This is a genomic window from Microbacterium sp. SLBN-146, from assembly GCF_006715145.1.
GTDB lineage: Bacteria > Actinomycetota > Actinomycetes > Actinomycetales > Microbacteriaceae > Microbacterium.
Genome location: NZ_VFMR01000001.1, coordinates 2,086,924 through 2,103,948, shown reverse-complemented (window position 1 = coordinate 2,103,948; position 17,025 = coordinate 2,086,924). Strand labels below are relative to the sequence as shown.

15 protein-coding genes and 1 tRNA gene are annotated in these 17,025 nt (G+C 68.3%); 3 read left to right on the top strand and 13 right to left on the bottom strand.

Features of this window, described 5'->3' with window-relative positions:
* Window positions 1-9: 9 nt before the first annotated feature.
* Both FBY39_RS09035 and FBY39_RS09030 read left to right on the top strand, forming a co-directional pair.
* Window positions 10-86 (top strand) — tRNA-Pro (locus FBY39_RS09035).
* A gap of 203 nt (window positions 87-289) precedes the next feature.
* Window positions 290-1,063: an HAD-IIB family hydrolase gene (locus tag FBY39_RS09030; RefSeq protein WP_141931994.1), complete on the top strand. Its 774-nt coding sequence runs from the start codon at window positions 290-292 to the stop codon at window positions 1,061-1,063.
* Window positions 1,064-1,093: 30 nt separating this feature from the next.
* Here FBY39_RS09030 and FBY39_RS09025 read toward each other — a convergent pair whose 3' ends face one another.
* Window positions 1,094-2,356: an alpha-hydroxy acid oxidase gene (locus FBY39_RS09025; RefSeq protein ID WP_141931993.1), complete on the bottom strand. Its 1,263-nt coding sequence runs from the start codon at window positions 2,354-2,356 to the stop codon at window positions 1,094-1,096.
* 26 nt (window positions 2,357-2,382) lie between these two features.
* Window positions 2,383-3,114 (bottom strand): FadR/GntR family transcriptional regulator, encoded by a 732-nt coding sequence (locus FBY39_RS09020; protein WP_141931992.1) that lies wholly within the window; start codon window positions 3,112-3,114, stop codon window positions 2,383-2,385.
* Window positions 3,115-3,242: 128 nt separating this feature from the next.
* On the opposite strand from FBY39_RS09020, the gene FBY39_RS09015 reads away from it, so the two are divergent.
* A complete protein-coding gene (locus FBY39_RS09015) occupies window positions 3,243-4,142 on the top strand; it encodes a DUF1295 domain-containing protein (RefSeq protein WP_141931991.1) in 900 nt (299 codons plus the stop codon).
* Window positions 4,143-4,146: 4 nt separating this feature from the next.
* Here FBY39_RS09015 and galE read toward each other — a convergent pair whose 3' ends face one another.
* The 11 genes from galE to FBY39_RS08955 form a co-directional block, all read right to left on the bottom strand.
* Window positions 4,147-5,166: a UDP-glucose 4-epimerase GalE gene (galE, locus tag FBY39_RS09010; RefSeq protein ID WP_141931990.1), complete on the bottom strand. Its 1,020-nt coding sequence runs from the start codon at window positions 5,164-5,166 to the stop codon at window positions 4,147-4,149.
* 31 nt (window positions 5,167-5,197) lie between these two features.
* Window positions 5,198-5,851 carry a thymidine kinase gene (locus tag FBY39_RS09005; protein ID WP_141931989.1) on the bottom strand — a complete coding sequence of 218 codons (654 nt, stop codon included), beginning with the start codon at window positions 5,849-5,851 and terminating at the stop codon, window positions 5,198-5,200.
* Between the two features lie 34 nt (window positions 5,852-5,885).
* Entirely contained in the window at window positions 5,886-7,358 is a 1,473-nt protein-coding gene (locus FBY39_RS09000) for a malate:quinone oxidoreductase (RefSeq protein WP_141931988.1), read from the bottom strand.
* A gap of 58 nt (window positions 7,359-7,416) precedes the next feature.
* Complete coding sequence (locus tag FBY39_RS08995; RefSeq protein WP_141931987.1) at window positions 7,417-8,487, bottom strand: aspartate-semialdehyde dehydrogenase; 1,071 nt, start codon at window positions 8,485-8,487, stop codon at window positions 7,417-7,419.
* Between the two features lie 450 nt (window positions 8,488-8,937).
* Entirely contained in the window at window positions 8,938-10,221 is a 1,284-nt protein-coding gene (locus FBY39_RS08990) for an aspartate kinase (protein WP_141931986.1), read from the bottom strand.
* Window positions 10,222-10,459: 238 nt separating this feature from the next.
* On the bottom strand, window positions 10,460-11,206 hold the full coding sequence (locus tag FBY39_RS08985; protein ID WP_186336938.1) for a lytic transglycosylase domain-containing protein: 747 nt from the start codon (window positions 11,204-11,206) through the stop codon (window positions 10,460-10,462).
* A 67-nt stretch (window positions 11,207-11,273) separates the two neighbouring features.
* Window positions 11,274-12,053: a phosphate ABC transporter ATP-binding protein gene (locus FBY39_RS08980; protein ID WP_260838064.1), complete on the bottom strand. Its 780-nt coding sequence runs from the start codon at window positions 12,051-12,053 to the stop codon at window positions 11,274-11,276.
* 335 nt (window positions 12,054-12,388) lie between these two features.
* Window positions 12,389-13,216, bottom strand: coding sequence for a sortase (locus FBY39_RS08975; protein ID WP_260837505.1), 828 nt, complete (start codon window positions 13,214-13,216; stop codon window positions 12,389-12,391).
* Window positions 13,217-13,404: 188 nt separating this feature from the next.
* Complete coding sequence (locus tag FBY39_RS08965; protein WP_141931983.1) at window positions 13,405-14,139, bottom strand: hypothetical protein; 735 nt, start codon at window positions 14,137-14,139, stop codon at window positions 13,405-13,407.
* Window positions 14,132-15,259, bottom strand: coding sequence for a hypothetical protein (locus FBY39_RS08960; protein WP_141931982.1), 1,128 nt, complete (start codon window positions 15,257-15,259; stop codon window positions 14,132-14,134). The genes FBY39_RS08965 and FBY39_RS08960 overlap by 8 nt, the downstream gene beginning before the upstream one ends.
* Before the next feature lie 175 nt (window positions 15,260-15,434).
* The gene (locus FBY39_RS08955) at window positions 15,435-17,009 is read right to left on the bottom strand and encodes an immunoglobulin domain-containing protein (protein WP_141931981.1); all 1,575 of its coding nucleotides are present in this window, start codon (window positions 17,007-17,009) and stop codon (window positions 15,435-15,437) included.
* Between the last annotated feature and the right edge of the window lie 16 nt (window positions 17,010-17,025).

Genomic DNA, 17,025 nt, shown 5'->3' with positions numbered 1-17,025 from the left:
GAGCGGTGACGGGGTGTGGCGCAGCTTGGTAGCGCGCTTCGTTCGGGACGAAGAGGCCGCAGGTTCAAATCCTGTCACCCCGACCATTTCGAAAGAGCCTTCCGCAGATTTGCGGGAGGCTCTTTCGTCTTGGTTGGCGCGTCGTGAGCGTTCGTTCTCGCCATCGATCGACTCCGCTAGGCTCGTGGGGACGCCTGACCCCTTGCCCAGCGGCCCCAGACCCACGGCAGGAGCGGTCGACCAATGGAGGGCTCCGCCGCAAGGTGGGGCCCTTCTCGCAAGAAGGAGCATGATGTCCGCCGCCCCGCTTCTCGTCGCATTCGACCTCGACGACACTCTCGCTCCGTCGAAGAGTGCCATCGATCCCCGTATCGGAGATCTCCTCGTCGCACTCGCCGAGCGAGTCGAGGTCGCCATCATCTCCGGCGGGCAGCTAGCCCAGTTCACCGCCCAGGTGATCGATCTGCTCCCGGATTCGGCCGCCGCGGTCTCCGACTCGTTCCACCTGCTCCCGACGTGCGGCACCCAGTACTACCGCATCGACGGCGACGGCATCCGTACGGTCTACGCCCTGTCGCTGACCGACGACGAGAAGTCGCGGGCACTCTCCGCTGTCGAGGAGGAGGCACGTCGCCTGGGCCTGTGGGAGTCCGAGACGTGGGGCGACATCCTCGAAGACCGTGGCTCGCAGATCACCTTCTCGGCACTCGGGCAGCGGGCTCCCTTGGACGCGAAGACGGCATGGGATCCGACGGGCGAGAAGAAGAACACGCTGCGGGCGGCGGTTGCGGCCCGCATCCCCGATCTCGAAGTGCGCTCGGGAGGTTCGACGTCGGTCGACATCACCCACCGCGGGATCGACAAGGCGTACGGCATGAACAAACTCGCCGAGCAGACCGGCATCTCGCTCGACGACATGCTCTTCGTCGGTGACCGCCTCGATCCCGATGGTAACGACTACCCCGTCCTCGCGATGGGCGTCACGTGCCACGCGGTGCACGGCTGGGAAGACACCGCCGTCTACCTCGAGGAACTCATCCCGACCCTCCCCGCGCGCGCCTGAGCAAGGCGCCCGCGCCCCGGCTCAGGTTCGCTAGGCGGAGGTCGTCGCGCGCGCGGCGGAGGCCCCCACGGGAACGAGACGCGTGAGCTGCGTGACGTGGCGCGGCTCGAGCTCAGCGAGCGACGAGACGCCGAGGAGCTTCATCGTGCGCTCGATCTCGACGCGCAGGATCTCGATCGTGCGGTCGACGCCCGCGCGTCCGCCCGCCATCAGGCCGTAGAGGTACGCGCGCCCGATGAGGGTGAACTTCGCGCCCATCGCGATGGATGCCACGATGTCAGCGCCGTTCATGATGCCCGTGTCGATCATGACCGTCGCATCCTTGCCGACCTCGCGGACGACCTCCGGCAGGAGGTGGAACGGGATCGGCGCGCGGTCGAGCTGGCGTCCACCATGGTTCGAGAGGATGATGCCGTCGACACCCGCGTCGATGAGCCGCTTCGAGTCCTCGACGTTCTGAACGCCCTTGACGACGATCTTCCCCGGCCACATTCCGCGGATGACGTCGAGGTCGTCATAGCTGATCGTGGGGTCCATCGCGGAGTTCAGGAGCTCGCCGACGGTCCCGCCCGTCGTCGAGAGTGACGCGAACTCGAGCTTCGGCGTCGTGAGGAAGTCGATCCACCACCACGGGCGCGGGATCGCGTTGATGATCGTGCCGACCGTGAGCTGCGGCGGAATCGCGAAGCCGTTGCGCTTGTCTCGCAGGCGCGCGCCGGCGACGGGCGTGTCCACCGTGAACTGGAGCGTGTCGAAGCCCGCCGCTGCGGCGCGCTTCACGAGGCCGTAGGAGATCTCCCGATCACGCATGACGTACAGCTGGAACCAGTTGCGTCCGTGCGGATTGGCCTTCTTGACGTCTTCGATGGAGGTCGTACCGAGCGTCGAGAGGGTGAACGGGATGCCGGCTCCCCCAGCCGCACCCGCACCGGCCGACTCACCCTCGGTCTGCATGAGCCGTGTGAAGCCGGTCGGCGCGATGCCGAACGGGAGCGCGGACGGGCCTCCCAGGATCTCGGTCGACATGTCGACCTCGGCGGCCGGACGCAGGATATCGGGGTGGAGCTCGATGTCTTCGAACGCCTGACGAGCGCGAGAGAGCGAGAGTTCCGCCTCCGCCGCGCCGTCGGTGTAGTCGAACGCAGCCTTGGGTGTACGCCGCTTTGCGATCGTGCGCAGGTCGTAGATTGTGAGCGCGGCATCCAGGCGACGCTTTCTCGCGTCGAGAGTCGGCTTCTTGAACTGCATGAGTTCGAGGAGTTCTGCGGGCTTGGGAAGCTGGCGCTGCACCATCGTGGTCGTTTCCTTCTGCGGGTTCGTCAGGCGGACGGGCGCGAGAGCGCCGCCGCCGCGTAGTAGCCGGTGATGTGGTCGTGGATAAGGGTTCGGGCGGCCTGTGCGTCGCCAGAGGACACGGCGGCGACGATCGCGCAGTGTTCGGCGCGCAGGCGCGTGGCCGCGGCATCCCAATCGGGAATGCGCTCGACGCCCGCGAGGACGTACGACTCGATGGCCGTGCGAAGACCCGCCATCGTGGCGGCGATGACCTGATTCCCGGAGGCTTCGGCCAGGGCGAGGTGGAGCTGCGCGTCGAGCACGAGGAACTCGGCAGGGGTCAGCTCCTCGGCGTCCATCGCGTCGAGGATCGCATGCGCAGCGTCGAGCGTCGGGTCGGTCATGTTCGCGAGGGCTTCGGCGACGGCGGTCTCGAGGACGAGACGGGTCGCGACGACATCGTCGAGCGGAAACCCCTGCGCCGCGACCTGGAGCCGGAGAAGAGCCGACATGCCGCCCTGCGGTGTCGCCGTGATGATGGCCCCGGCGTGAGGCCCGGACCCAGTGCCGGTGCGCAGGAGCCCCATGACCTCGAGGACGCGGAGTGCTTCGCGGACGCTCGACCGGCCGACGCCGAGGGACGTCGCGAGGTCGCGCTCCGACGCGAGGCGATCCCCCGGGCCAAGGCGCCCCTCGAGGAGATCCGTCTCGATCTTCTCCAGGACGACACGCCATGCGCGCGCGGACGCGACGGATTCCGTCGAGGTCGTGGGCATGCGTTGCTCCGGTCTTTCATCCACCCGCGTGTGGTCCGACCACAGTACATGCATGGTCTGACCACATGCAAGCGACCCGCCGACCGGAGAGCCTGGGTCCAACGGGGCCTCGTCTGTAGTCTGACCGCATGGATCCGCTCCTCCTCGTGCTCCTCGTCGCCGGTGCATCCTGCCTGTTCTGCTGGGTTGCGTCCCTCATCACGAAGGACACCTCCTGGGTCGATCGCATCTGGTCGATCGTCCCGGTCGTCTACGTGTGGATCTTCGCCGTGGCGGGAATCCTCGACGGGAACGACGCGACGCGCCTCGTCGTCATGGCGCTCCTCGTGACCGCGTGGGGAGCGCGCCTCACCTACAACTTCGCTCGCAAGGGCGGATACACCGGCATGGAGGACTACCGGTGGGCGATCCTGCGTGGGCGCATGAAGCCGTGGCAGTTCCAGATCTTCAACCTGTTGTTCATCGTGCTCTACCAGAACGCACTCCTCGTCCTCATCACCCTCCCGGCTCTCATGGCGTGGCAGAACCCCGCACCGATGGGCGTCTGGGATGCCGTGTTCGCGCTCCTGTTCCTCGCGTTCCTCGTGGGCGAGTTCATCGCAGACCAGCAGCAATGGGACTTCCACCGCGCGAAGCACGAAGGGCGAGCCGAAGGCTTCCTCGCGAGCGGCCTCTTCGCCTGGAGCCGCCACCCCAACTTCTTCTTCGAGCAGGCGCAGTGGTGGGCGTTCTACGCGCTCGGCGCGACGGCCGCCGTGGCATCCGGTCTGGGGTTCTGGGGCGGCGCGATCAATTGGACGATCGCGGGCGCCATCCTCCTGACGATCCTCTTCATCGGGTCGACGATCTTCACAGAGTCCATCTCGTCGTCGAAGTACCCCGCCTACGCCGAGTACAAGCGCACGACGTCGATGCTCGTGCCGCTTCCGCCGCGTCGGTCATCGGCGAAGGCGCGCAAGGGTTCTCCCGCGAATGGGTCGCGTGCAAAGCCGAAGGGTTCGAAGGCACCCGCCCCGAAGCCCGCGTGAGGAATCAGGCGGACGCGAACCCCTGCGGGTTGCGTGACTGCCAGTTCCAGGCGTCCCGCGCAGCGTCGTCGATCGTGCGCGTCGCGACCCAGTCGAGCTCGCGAGCGGCCTTCGACGGATCGCAGTAGGTCGCATCGACGTCGCCCGCGCGGCGCGGAAGCACGACCTTCGGCAGCTCTCGTCCGACGGCACGCTCGAAGGCGGCGATCAGCTCGCGGACGCTGACGGGGCGACCGGTGCCCAGGTTGTACACGACGAACCCCGGCTGCGCCCGCTCGAGCGCGGCGACGTGTCCCAGCGCGAGGTCGACGACGTGGATGTAGTCGCGAAGACCCGTGCCGTCGGGGGTGTCGTAGTCGTCTCCGAAGATCCCGATGCGCTCGAGCGATCCGACGGCGACACGCTGTATGTAGGGCATGAGGTTGTTCGGGATGCCGGACGGGTCTTCGCCGATGAGGCCCGACTCGTGGGCGCCGACGGGATTGAAGTAGCGCAGGACCGTGACGTCGAGTTCGGGGTTCACGCGCGCCATGTCGGCGAGCACGACCTCGTTCATGCGCTTGGACTTGCTGTACGGGTTCGACAGGTCGACGCTCGTCGTCGACTCCTCGGTGAAGGGCAGATCGGACGGGTCGGAGTAGACCGTGCCGGTGCTCGAGAAGAGGAACGAGCGGATGCCGCGCTCGAGCCCCACGCGCGCGAGCGCGAAGGTCGTGTCGAGGTTGTTGGAGTAGTAGTCGAGCGGCTTCTCCATCGACTCCCCCACCGCCTTGAAGGCGGCGAGGTGCACGATGGCGTCGAACGGTCCGAACTCGTCGAACGTGGCGGCGACGACGCTCTCGTCGGACGCGTCGCCGACGACGAGGGGCGCGGGGCGACCCGTGATCTGCGACACCCGCTCGGCCGCGAGAGCCGACGTGTTGGAGAGGTCGTCGAGAAGGACGATCTCGTGTCCTGCGTCGAGGAGGGCGACGGCCGTGTGGGCTCCGACGTAGCCGGCGCCGCCGGCGAGAAGAACGCGCATATCTCTAGCGTAGATGTCCGCGCGTACCCGCTCAGCCCAGGCGTCCGCCCGACTCGCGCAGGTAGCACTCGGCGCACATCGACTCGTACGTGACGCGGTCGGCCGTCAGTTCGTCGATCGCGACCTGGTCACCGTCGAAGACGAAGCGTCCGCCGACGAGTCGCGCATTGAAGAGTGCCTTGCGCCCGCAGCGGCAGATGGTCTTGAGCTCCTCGAGGCTGTGCGCGAGCTCCATCAGGCGGCGGGAACCGGGGAACGCTTCCGTCCGGAAATCGGTGCGGATGCCGTACGCCAGGACCGGGACCCCGTCGAGCACGACGATCCGCAGCAGGTCATCGACCTGGTCTCGCGTGAGGAACTGCGCCTCGTCGACGAGGAGGCACGCGACATCGGCAGCGCGCCCCGAGACGGTGGCATCCGGAATGAGGGTCTCGACGGCATCATGACGCAACCGCGAACGGTGGAGCTCGAAAAGGGTGCGCAGGTCGTCGTCGGGCTTGATGAGGAAGTCGACGGGGCGGGACATACCGAGGCGGGAGGAGACGCGCTCAGCATCCTTCGTGTCGACGGCCGGCTTCGCGAGGAGCACGTGCTGCCCGCGCTCCTCATAGTTGTACGCCGCCTGCAGGAGCGATGTCGACTTTCCCGAATTCATCGCGCCGTAGCGGAAGTACAGTTTTGCCACGTCCCGAGCGTAGTCGTGTGCGGGGCGGGCGGGGTCAGGCCGTCAGCGAGAGGACCTGCGCGGTCTCCGCAAGCGTCTCGGCGGCCTTCTCGGGCTGCGGGTTGAGCGTCTGCCCGAAGCTCGGGATCAGCTCTCGCAGGCGAGGCTCCCACGCCTCCTGGTGCTCGGGGAAGCAGGTCTTCAGCAGCCCCAGCATGATCGACACGGCCGTCGACGCTCCCGGAGAAGCCCCGAGGAGACCCGCGATCGAGCCGTCGGCCGACGTCACGACCTCGGTGCCGAACTGCAGGATGCCGCCCTTCTCGGGGTCCTTCTTCATGACCTGCGCGCGCTGACCGGCCTGCAGGAGCTCCCAGTCCTCATCCTTCGCGGTGGGCATGAACTCGCGGAGGCTGTCGACCTTCTTGGCGTGGTTCTTCAGCAGCTCGCCGACCAGGTACGAGATGAGCGACGGATTGTCGATCGCGACCTTGAGCATGGGGCCGATGTTGCCCGGCCGCACCTGCGCGATGATGTCGGTGATCTTGCCGTGCTTGAGGAACTTCGGGCTGAAGGTCGCGAACGGGCCGAAGAGGAGCGACGCCTCGCCGTCCACGACGCGCGTGTCGAGGTGAGGTACCGACATGGGCGGTGCTCCGACGGATGCCTGTGAGTAGACCTTCGCCCGGTGCTGCGCGACGAGGGCCGGGTTCGAGGTCTTGAGCCACTGCCCGCCGATCGGGAACACGCCGTACCCGGAGATCTCGGGGATGCGCGAGGACTGCAGGAGCTTGAGTGCCCATCCACCCGCCCCGACGAAGACGAACTTCGCATCGGTGTGACCGGGTGTGCGTCCGATCGTGTTGCGCCAGTTGAGGCGCCACGTGCCGTCCTTCCGGCGACGGATCTTCCGCACTTCGCAGTTCGTGATGACCTCGACTCCGCGCTTGCGGAGGTTGTCGAACATCTGCCGCGTGAGCGCCCCGAAATCGACGTCGGTGCCCGCGGGAACGCGCGTCGCCGCGAACGGCTCACCTGCGCGGCGCTTTTGCATGAGCAGCGGGGCCCACTGGTTGATGACACGGGAGTCTTCGCTGTACTGGATGCCGCCGAACAGCGGCTGGTCCTTCAACGCCTCGTAGCGCTTCTTGAGGTACGCGACGTCCTTCTCTCCGCGCACGAAGGTCATGTGCGCGGTCGAGTTGATGAACGTCGACGGCTCGTCGAGTACGCCCTCCTCGACGAGGGATGCCCACAGCTGACGGCTCTGCTGGAACTGCTCGTTGATCGAGACAGCCTTCGCCGGATCGACCGAGCCGTCCTTGCCCTGCGGCATGTAGTTCAGCTCGCACAGGGCCGCGTGCCCCGTGCCGGCGTTGTTCCACGCGTTCGAGCTCTCCAGAGCGACGTCGCCCAGGCGTTCGTATACGACGATTCGCCAGTCGGGCTGAAGCTCGGAGAGCAGTGTGCCCAGGGTGGCGCTCATGATGCCACCGCCGACGAGAACGACATCCACGGGTTCAGTCACCCTACGATTCTAGGCTTCGCACGGAGTGCCGCAGACCGCGGCGGACCCCCACGCGTCGTCAGGCGTTCGTGCCGAGCTTCGCGGCGACGACCTCGGCGATCTGCACCGCGTTGAGCGCAGCGCCCTTCCGGAGGTTGTCGTTCGAGATGAACAGGACGAGCCCCTTGCCCTCGGGCGCCGACTGATCCGCACGGATGCGGCCGACATAGCTCGGGTCGTTGCCTGCCGCCTGCAGCGGCGTGGGCACTTCCTCCAGCGCGACACCCGGAGCGGCACTGAGCAGCTCTCGTGCCCGGTCGGGCGTGATGTCACGCGCGAACTCGACGTTGATGCTGAGCGAGTGGCCCGTGAAGACGGGGACACGAACGCACGTGCCCGCGACGCGCAGGTCGGGAAGCTCGAGGATCTTGCGGCTCTCGTTGCGGAGCTTCTTCTCCTCGTCGGTCTCGTTCCATCCGTCGTCGACGAGGTTGCCCGCGAACGGGATGACGTCGAAGGCGATGGGAGCGATGTACTTCTCGGGCTGCGGGAAGTCGACGGCGCCGCCGTCGTGGACGAGGTCGATCGTGTTCCCCTGTGCGAGCACGCCCTCCACCTGCCCGAGGAGCTCCTCGGCGCCCGCGAGGCCCGAGCCGCTCACGGCCTGGTACGTGCTCACGATGAGGCGTTCGAGGCCGGCCTCGGCATCGAGCACCTTGAGAACCGGCATGGCGGCCATCGTCGTGCAGTTGGGGTTGGCGACGATCCCCTTGCGAGCCTCGGCGATCGCGTGCGGGTTGACCTCGCTGACGACGAGCGGCACATCGGGATCCATGCGCCACGCGCTGGAGTTGTCGATGACGAGAGCACCGGCTTCCGCGAAGCGCGGTGCGTGCGCGCGGCTACCCGTCGCCCCCGCGGAGAAGAGCGCGATGTCGATGTCCGCCGGGTCGGCGGTCTCGACGTCTTCGATGATGATCGTCTCGCCCGCGAACTCGACGGCGGTGCCTGCCGAACGTGCCGTCGCGAACAGTCGCAGCTCGCGGATCGGGAAGGACCGCTCCGCGAGAATCTCGCGCATGACCGTGCCGACCTGGCCGGTGGCGCCGACGACGGCGACGGAGAGTCCTGAGTCAGAGATACGGGTCATGGTGTTCCTCGGCGTGGAGCGGGCGGCGCAGACGACGTCGGGTGCGCGGGTTGAGCCGATCCTACCGGTCGAACGACGGGCCGGTCTGACGCTCTGCAGGGCACCGGGACACGGGGCGGGGCCTGGCGAGGGGGGATTCGCCAGGCCCCGGCGCGATGCCGACCGGGGGGAGGTCAGCGCCGCGCAGACCGACGCGCAGCGTCGGTCGCCAGCATGGGGTCGAGGAGGACGAACCGCGCGCGGGTGGTGAGAGCGCGCTCGGTGGCGATGGCCACAGGCGCGCTGACGCGGTCGATCATTGTGCAGACTCCCCAGAGTCACGGCCGCATACGGGTTGCGACCGCTCACGTTCTTCCCGGCCCCAAACCGGAGACGCCCACCAAACCCCAGTGGTATGAGAGCGTGCGGTCACACTATCAGACGCGTCGGAACACGCGGGGAGGTGGAGGACTACCGTCCCGTACCGGCGTGTACGACCGCTTCGACCTCGCCGTCGAGGCCGTAGGCCGTGTGCACGAGTCGTGCCGCCTCGGCGAGGTCGTCGCCACGCACGACGACGGAAATGCGGATCTCAGAGGTCGAGATCATCTCGAGGTTGATCCCCGAGACGCTCAGCGCCTCGAAGAGCGTCGCCGAGACGCCCGAGTGGGTGCGCATCCCGGCGCCCACGACCGACAGCTTGCCGATCTGGTCGTCGTGCACGAGGCTCTCGAACCCGATCTCCGCCTGGTCGGATGCCAGCGCCTTGAGGGCCGCCGTGGCATCGGACTTCGGAAGCGTGAACGAGATGTCGGTGCGACCCGTCGTGGCCAGCGACACGTTCTGGACGATCATGTCGACGTTGGCACCCGACTTCGCGACGACCTTGAAGATCTCGGCGGCCTTGCCGGGAACGTCGGGAACGCCGATGACGGTGATCTTGGCTTGTCCGAGGTCGGTGGCGACCCCTGCGACGATCGGTTCTTCCATCTCTTCTCCTTCACCGGCGGGCAGCGTCATCCCGGGTCCGAGCACGTAGGTTCCCACGCCCGAGCTGAATGTCGAGCGCGCGTGGATGAGGACGCCGTGACGCCGTGCGTACTCCACCGCACGGATGTACAGCACCTTCGCCCCGTTGGCGGCGAGCTCGAGCATCTCTTCGCTCGAGACCGAGCCGAGCTTCTGAGCCTTGGGTACGACGCGCGGGTCGGCCGTGAAGATGCCGTCGACGTCGCTGTAGATCTCGCAGACGTCGGCGTCGAGGGCCGCAGCGAGAGCCACAGCCGTCGTGTCGGATCCGCCGCGCCCGAGGGTCGTGATGTCGCGTGTGTCCCGGTTGAACCCCTGGAACCCCGCGACGATGACGATCGCCCCCTCGTCGAGGGCCTCGCGAAGGCGTACGGGTGTGACGTCGACGATGCGGGCGGCGCCGTGCGTGGCATCCGTGATCATTCCCGCCTGGCTGCCCGTGAACGACCGCGCCTCGAATCCCATCGAGTGGATCGTCATGGCGAGGAGTGCCATCGAGATGCGCTCGCCGCTGGAGAGCAGCATGTCGAGCTCGCGCGGCGCGGGGATCGGGGCGACCTGGCTCGCGAGGTCGAGGAGCTCGTCGGTCGTATCGCCCATCGCACTGACGGCGACGACGACGTCGTTGCCCGCGCGGCGGGTGTCGACGATGCGCTTGGCGACCCGCTTGATGCTCTCGGCATCGGCGACAGACGACCCGCCGTACTTCTGGACGATCAGCGCCACGATGGAACTCCCGGGGATGCCGCTGGGCGGCGAGCGAATCTTGTGGTGGCGCACAGGCGGATGCCGCGGCCACCGCACCATCTTACGGATGCGCCCATGCGCGCTCGGTCATGTGACGGCGGTCATCCCCGCGACGCTCATCCCTCCGGTGCCCGTCCCCCGGTGCCGAGAAGACGCAGACCGTTCGAACTCGGCGCCGAAAGCAGCGGTCTGGGTCTTCTCGCTCACGGGAGGGGCCTCATGCCGTCGGCGTTGCGTAGCGGTTGGCGGCATCCGCGACGGCGTCGACGTACGTGTCGAGGTGGTTGTAGCTGAAGACGGCGCCGCGCCATCCGTCGACGCTGCGCATCTCGCCGGACGCGCAGAGGTATCTCCCGGCGGCGAGCGCCGCGTCGTCGATCTGATTCGGGTCGGCCCGCCCGTCGCCGTCGGCGTCGACTCCCCATCGCGACCACGTGTCGGGGATGAATTGCATCGGTCCGACCGCGCGGTCCCACACGGTGTCGCCGTCCCACACGCCACCGTCGGTGTCGGAGATCGCCGCGACGCCGTTCCCGTCGAGCGCGGGACCGCGGATGGGCGGCTCGGGTCGGCCGTCGACCCCGAGCACCGCTCCCCCGTGGGAACCGTGCGCCGTCTCGATGAGACCGATGCCCGCGAGGGTGTTCCAGCTCAGTCCGCAGTCGGGCTGCTCGATCTGCACGATGAGGTGAGCCGTCGCGTACGCCTGCAGGGCACGGACCGGGATGCCGGTGGACTGCGACGTCCGCTCGACCCAGGCCGGATCGGCGTGCACGTTCGGGAGGGCATCCGCAGAAGCGACGTCGGCGGACGGTGCGGCCTGGTCGGGCTGCGATCCTTCGGCGGGTGCGGGCAGCGGCGGAGTCGGCGGATCGGCGCTCGGCATCGACCCCACGACGAGGAAGATCCAGACGCCGAGCACGACGACGAGCACTCCCGCGAGGGCGAGAATGATGCCGCGCATGTGGTGAGTCGATCCGTCCGTGTCGGACATGGTACGTGGAGGCTCTGGGACGACGCCGATCTGCGGATCAGCCGAACCGACCGTTGACGTAGTCGTACGTCCGCGGATCGATGGGCGAGTCGAACATCATCGCCGTGTCGCCGTGCTCGACGATGGCACCCGGCGTGCCCTGCGATGCGAGGAAGAACGCGCACTGCTGCGACACCCGCTGCGCCTGCTGCATGTTGTGGGTCACGATGACGATCGTGACCTCGCGCTGCAGCTCCACCATCGTCTCTTCGATGACGCGCGTCGAGGTGGGGTCGAGGGCCGAGCACGGTTCGTCCATGAGGAGCACTTTGGGCTTCACGGCGAGAGACCGCGCAATGCACAGGCGCTGCTGCTGTCCGCCCGACAGGCCTCCGCCCGGGGCGCGGAGGCGATCCTTGACCTCTTTCCACAGCCCCGCCGAAGTGAGAGAGCGCTCGACGAGGTAGTCCTTCGTGTCGCGATCCGCTTTCACTCCCGTAAGGCTCAAGCCCGCGATGACGTTGTCGTAGATCGACATCGCGGGGAACGGATTGGGCTTCTGGAAGACCATGCCGATGTGCTTGCGGGCGTCCACGAGGCGACGGCGCGCGTCGTAGATGTCCTCGCCGTCCAGGAGCACCTCGCCGGCGAGCGACGCGGAGGGAACGAGCTCGTGCATCCGGTTCAGGATCCGCAGGAACGTCGACTTGCCGCATCCGCTCGGCCCGATGAGGGCTGTGACCTGGCCCGCCTGCATCGTCAGGGACACGCGGTCGAGCACCTGGTGGTCGCCGAACCATGCCGTGATGTCGCGCGCTTCGAGAGACGCGAGTTCCAGGGGCGGACTCGCGAGCCGAGGAGTGGTCGCATCGACGGGCGCCGGGCGCTCCCCTGTCCCGCGTCGCTCGATCGGCGACCACGATCTGAACGCGCCGCGGCGGCGATTTCGCTCGCGCACCGGCGCGGAGTTCTGCGGGCCGGTCGGTGACGCGGACGCTATCGCCGCGTCACCGCCTGTCGACTCCGCGTCTCTATCGTCGTCGAAGCCGAGGACCGTCGTGATGTCGCTTCCGGGCGTCCATTCGACAGCGGACGACGCCGAGCTGGCGGGCGAGGACGTTTCGACGACATCCGCGCGGGGTTCGGTGGGTGCATTCGACATGCGGGTTCCCCTCACAGGAGATTGGGCAGGAGAAGTGTGAGCTGGTAGGCCGCCCAGATGCCGCCGAGGAGCATCGGGGGGAAGAACACGATCCACGCGCGACGCGAGTCCAGACGCGGCATGAGCCACAGGAGGAGGATCTCGGCGAGAACGAGGAACTGCAGCGCGAAGACGAGTGCCCACACCGTTGAGGTGTCACTCGCGAACGGCTTCGCGCTCGGCGGGACGGTCGCATAGGTCGTGAAGCGCGCCCCGCGATCCTCGACCTCGCTCGTCAGCTCGGCGTCGACGAAGACGGCACCCGTGGGCACGTAGGGAAGCCCGCGAGCCGAGACGAGCACGAGACGTCCCTCGTCGCTGCCGATCGGCGGCGGGGTCGACTCCCCCGCGTAGCGGATCCCCATGACCCGGTAGGTGTGCTCGCCCTGGCCTGTCGTCACGACGATCTCGGAGTCGATGGCCAACTGCTGGAGGCGGGCGAAGGGACCGCCGTACGCGGCGGCACGACCGTAGATGACGCTCGTCCCCTGCTGACCCGGCAGGATCGTGTCGCGCCGGTGGCCCGGCCCGAGCGCCAGCTCTGAGGCCGACGTCCCTTCGACGACGACTTCACGCACACCGATCGCGGGAATCTCGATCATCGCCACCGGTGCCCCGTCGGCGAGCAGATTCCCTTCGAAGTCGCCCTCGCTCACAGGCGCAGTCCCCTCGGCCAGCTGTGCGCGAAACGCATCCGACAGTTGCTGCTGGGTCGCGGCATGCTGCACGCTGCTCAGAATCACGAGGAAGAAGACGAAGGCGAGCGAGACGACCGCGACCAGCATGCTGACCGTGCGCACGGCGCGCTGCCGCGGGCTCAGAGGCGCGAACGTGCGGGGCGGCCTCCGCGGCGGGCGCGGTGGCCGGGGCTCACGCTCGGGGCGCCTGCTCCGGGGCGGTCGGGGTGGCCGTGGCGACCCTCCGTCCGGGCGTGCCGCGGGCAGCACCTCGGTGCGCTCCTCGGGACCCACGTGCGCGGGTGCGACCGTCACAGCTTCCTCCCGTACCTGAGGTACGCCCACGTCGCGAGGCTCGCCGCCGTCGCGAGGAGGAAGCCGACCGCGTACCAGGACGGGAGCATCGTCCACGCGTCGCGCTTCACCGGCGAAAGCTCCAGGTCACCCACCTGCGACGGCGGTGTCACGGTTGCGCTGACGTGGACGAGACCCGAGATGCGGACGTCACCGAGGTCCACGTCGATCGTTCGCCGATCACCGGAAAGGAGGTTCCCGATCGGGACATCGCTCAGCGAGGCGAGCTCGTTGCCGAAGATGTCGTCCACGCGGAAGTCCACCGACGCGTCGAGGGCCTCGCCCGTGAGGTTCTGGACCGTCACCTCGGCCGTCACCCGTCCGCCCGCGAGCGGATTCGCCGACGGATGTCCCACCGCCGTCAGACCGCTGACGACGAACATGATGCGCTCGCCCGGCGGGGCCGTGTCGACGGGAATCGGCGTCGACACGGGCACAGGGCTGGAGGTGCTGCCGGAGTATCCCGAACCCGATCCCCCGCCGGGTCCGGACGACGCCTGCGGCGCCGGGGCAGGCGCCGACGGCGCGGGCGTCGCCGTGTCGTCGACGATGTCGACGGCGATGTCGGATGCGGAGGCCGCCGCGGCACCCCAGACCATGACGCCGCCCGCCAGCATCCATGAGGCGACGAGGGCGACCACGACGAGTCCGCTCCGCGCTCGCCTCGTGCTCGGCCGAGGAGGGCTAGTCATTCGTCGGCGCCTTGCCCGCTGCGACGAGTTCCACCTCGCGCTGCGCGGCTGCCCGCGCCTCGCTCTGCGTCTTCTCCAGCCACTCGCGCGCGTACTCATCGTCGCGGCGGCGCTTCCACCAGACAGCGGCAGCGATTCCCGCTGCGAGGACGATCAGGATGAGGACCGTCCACGGCACGGCCCACGTGACGACGTCGCGTGTCGTGGCGGGAACAGGCAGCTGCTTGGCGGTGTCCGGGTCGTCGACGAAGGGGTTGAGGCGCACGTGCGCGAGAAGGTAGAGCCACTGCGCGACGCCGCCCGCCTCGAACTCGAACGCGGCTGAATTGCCGGGAAGGATGTCGGGAACGCTCCCGCCCTGCGCCTGCGTCGCAGGGATACCGAACCACGTATCGACGCCCATCGTGACGTTCGCCGCGAGAGCGACATTGCCGGGATTCTCGACCGTGTACCTGATCAGGACCGACCCGGAGAACGGATTCCACCAGTCGCCGACATGCGTCGCCTCGAACTCGCTCACGACGAGTCTGGGCTGAAGCTCGCCGGAGACCCGCGCGTAGACGGCGGTCGCGACACGACGATCGACGTTCACCTGCGTGCCCGCTTCGACGACCGACGCGACGATGCCGCCGACGTGGTCGCCGGGCGTTGCTTCGGCGGGGAAGTCGATCGTGAACGGCAGGACGCGCACCTCGCCGGGCTCGAGGGAGAACTGGATCCGGGGTTCGCCGTTCTCGAATCGCGTCCATGCGCCGATGGCGACCGGCTCCTCCGACGTGGAGAGGAGGGCGAAACCCCCGTCGGGCGAATTGAACGCGTCGGTGCCGTAGACGGTGAAGTCCTGGCGCGCGGAGCCACGGTTTCCGACGAGGAACCGATCGGTGACGGTCTGACCCGGATCGGCTGCGTAGCTGAAGCGCGTCCGCCCGTCAGGGCGCCCTTCGGCATCCGCGGGTCGCCCCGAGACGCTGACCGTCCCCGCCCCTTCGGGATCGTCGACCGTCGATGCGGTCGCGGGGTGCGCGGTGAGGAGCGGCACCGTGAGAAGCGTGCCGACGAGCAGGACTGCGCCGAACGCCTTCGCGATGCGCCCGCTCCGTCGGGTGGGTGAAGAAGACACGCTCCATCTCCCCAGACCAGGAGGAAGAACGCGCAGAGCGCAGATGAACACGGAGTGAGCAGGACCACTCCGGAGAATGTCACGGATGCCGGATGCTCCGGGCAAGACGCCTGGTGGGGAGGCCGCACGCGGCCTCCCCACCAGGGTTCCTGTCATCCGGCGGCGCCGGACAGGCTCACTTGGAGGTGAGCGTGATGGTCAGCGTCGAGTGGTACTCGCCGACCTTGGCGTCCTTGGGCGCCGTGAAGGTGAGGTCGGCGTCGAAGAGAGCGCCCTCCTCGAGGGTCGAGACCGCCGTGCTCTGAGCAAGGTTGGTACCCGTGCCGATCGTGATGCCGTCCAGGAGCGTGCTGCCGGCAGCGGGCTTCGCCGCGATCGTCAGCGCGGAGGCCGGGATCTCATCGGTGCCCGAGACGAAGTCCTCCCACGTGGCATCCAGCGACCAGCCCGTGAGCTCGGCGCGGTCGTCGACGACCTTGACGGCGCCGAGCGCCTGCGTAGCCGTCGCGTTGCGCTTCACCGCACCGAAGTCGATCGCGGCGGGGACACCCTGGAGGGCCCAGAGGTCGCTCGCCGTGACCGTCGCCGACAGGTCGACGTCGCCGGCGATCGGGTCGCCGACCTGCGACGCGATCTCGATCGTGCCCCACGCGACGACGGTGAAGTCCGACTCCGCGAGCGCGATCGTGTGGGTGCCGGCGGGGAGACCCGAGATGTCGACCTCGGCGTCACCGGACGCGTCCGTCGTCACCTGACCGAGGTTGGTCGGGGTCGACCACGCCCACGCCGTCAGCGTCTTGTTGGCGTTCGCGATTCCCGCGGAAACCGTGATCGTGGACTCGCCCTCGGCCGGGGCCTCGATGACGACGTTGCCCGCGTCGGATCCGGTCGGCTCCGTGGGTGCCGTCCGGTTGACCGTGAGAGTTGCCGCGTCGGACTCGACCGTGCCGGCCGAGTTCGTGAAGACGGCGCGGTACTGCGTGCCCGACTGTGCGACGGTCGTCGCCGGAACGGTCAGCGTCGCGGTCGTCGCACCCGCCACGGCGGTCCAGGTGGTGCCGTTCGTCGACGACTGCCATGCGACCGTCGGCGCCGGCGAACCCGACGCCGCGGCCGTGAACGTGGCATCCGCACCTGCGGAGACCGTCGTGTCGGACGGCTGCGTCGTGATCTGCGGCGCCTCGTCGCCCTGGACGGGCACCGGCTCGGTGAACGTCCAGCTGCCGCCCGCTGCGACCGTGATCGTGAACCAGGCGCCCTTGCGGCTGGCGATCTGGTTGCCGTTCTCCTTCGTGTAGACGAAGCCCAGGCTGAAGGTACCGCCGTTGATCTGCACCTCGCTGACGTCACCCGCGCGGTCGCCGTCGCCGAACGTGTTCAGCGGCATGTAGCTCAGGCCGTTGGTCTTGTCGGTGGTGTCGAGCGAACCGGTACGCGTGCCGTACCACTGCGCCTGCGTGAGCTCTTCGCCGGGAGCGGAGATGAAGTACTTCACGCCGGTCGCGTCGAGGCTCGCGGGGAAGCGGTCGTAGGGGCTCTCGAGGTTGGCGACAGCGGACACGACGGAGTCCCACTGCAGGGTCTGCCCTGCGATGGTCGTTTCGGTGTCGGCATCCACGAGGTAGATCGGGAACTCCGAGCCGTTGTCGAGCGGGGCTGCGGTGGCAGCCGTCGCGGGCGCGAGAACCAGGCCGAGCGCGGCCATGGCGGCCACCCCGACGAGGACGCGCTTCTTGATGGAGACGTTCATTGAGTGAATTCCTTTC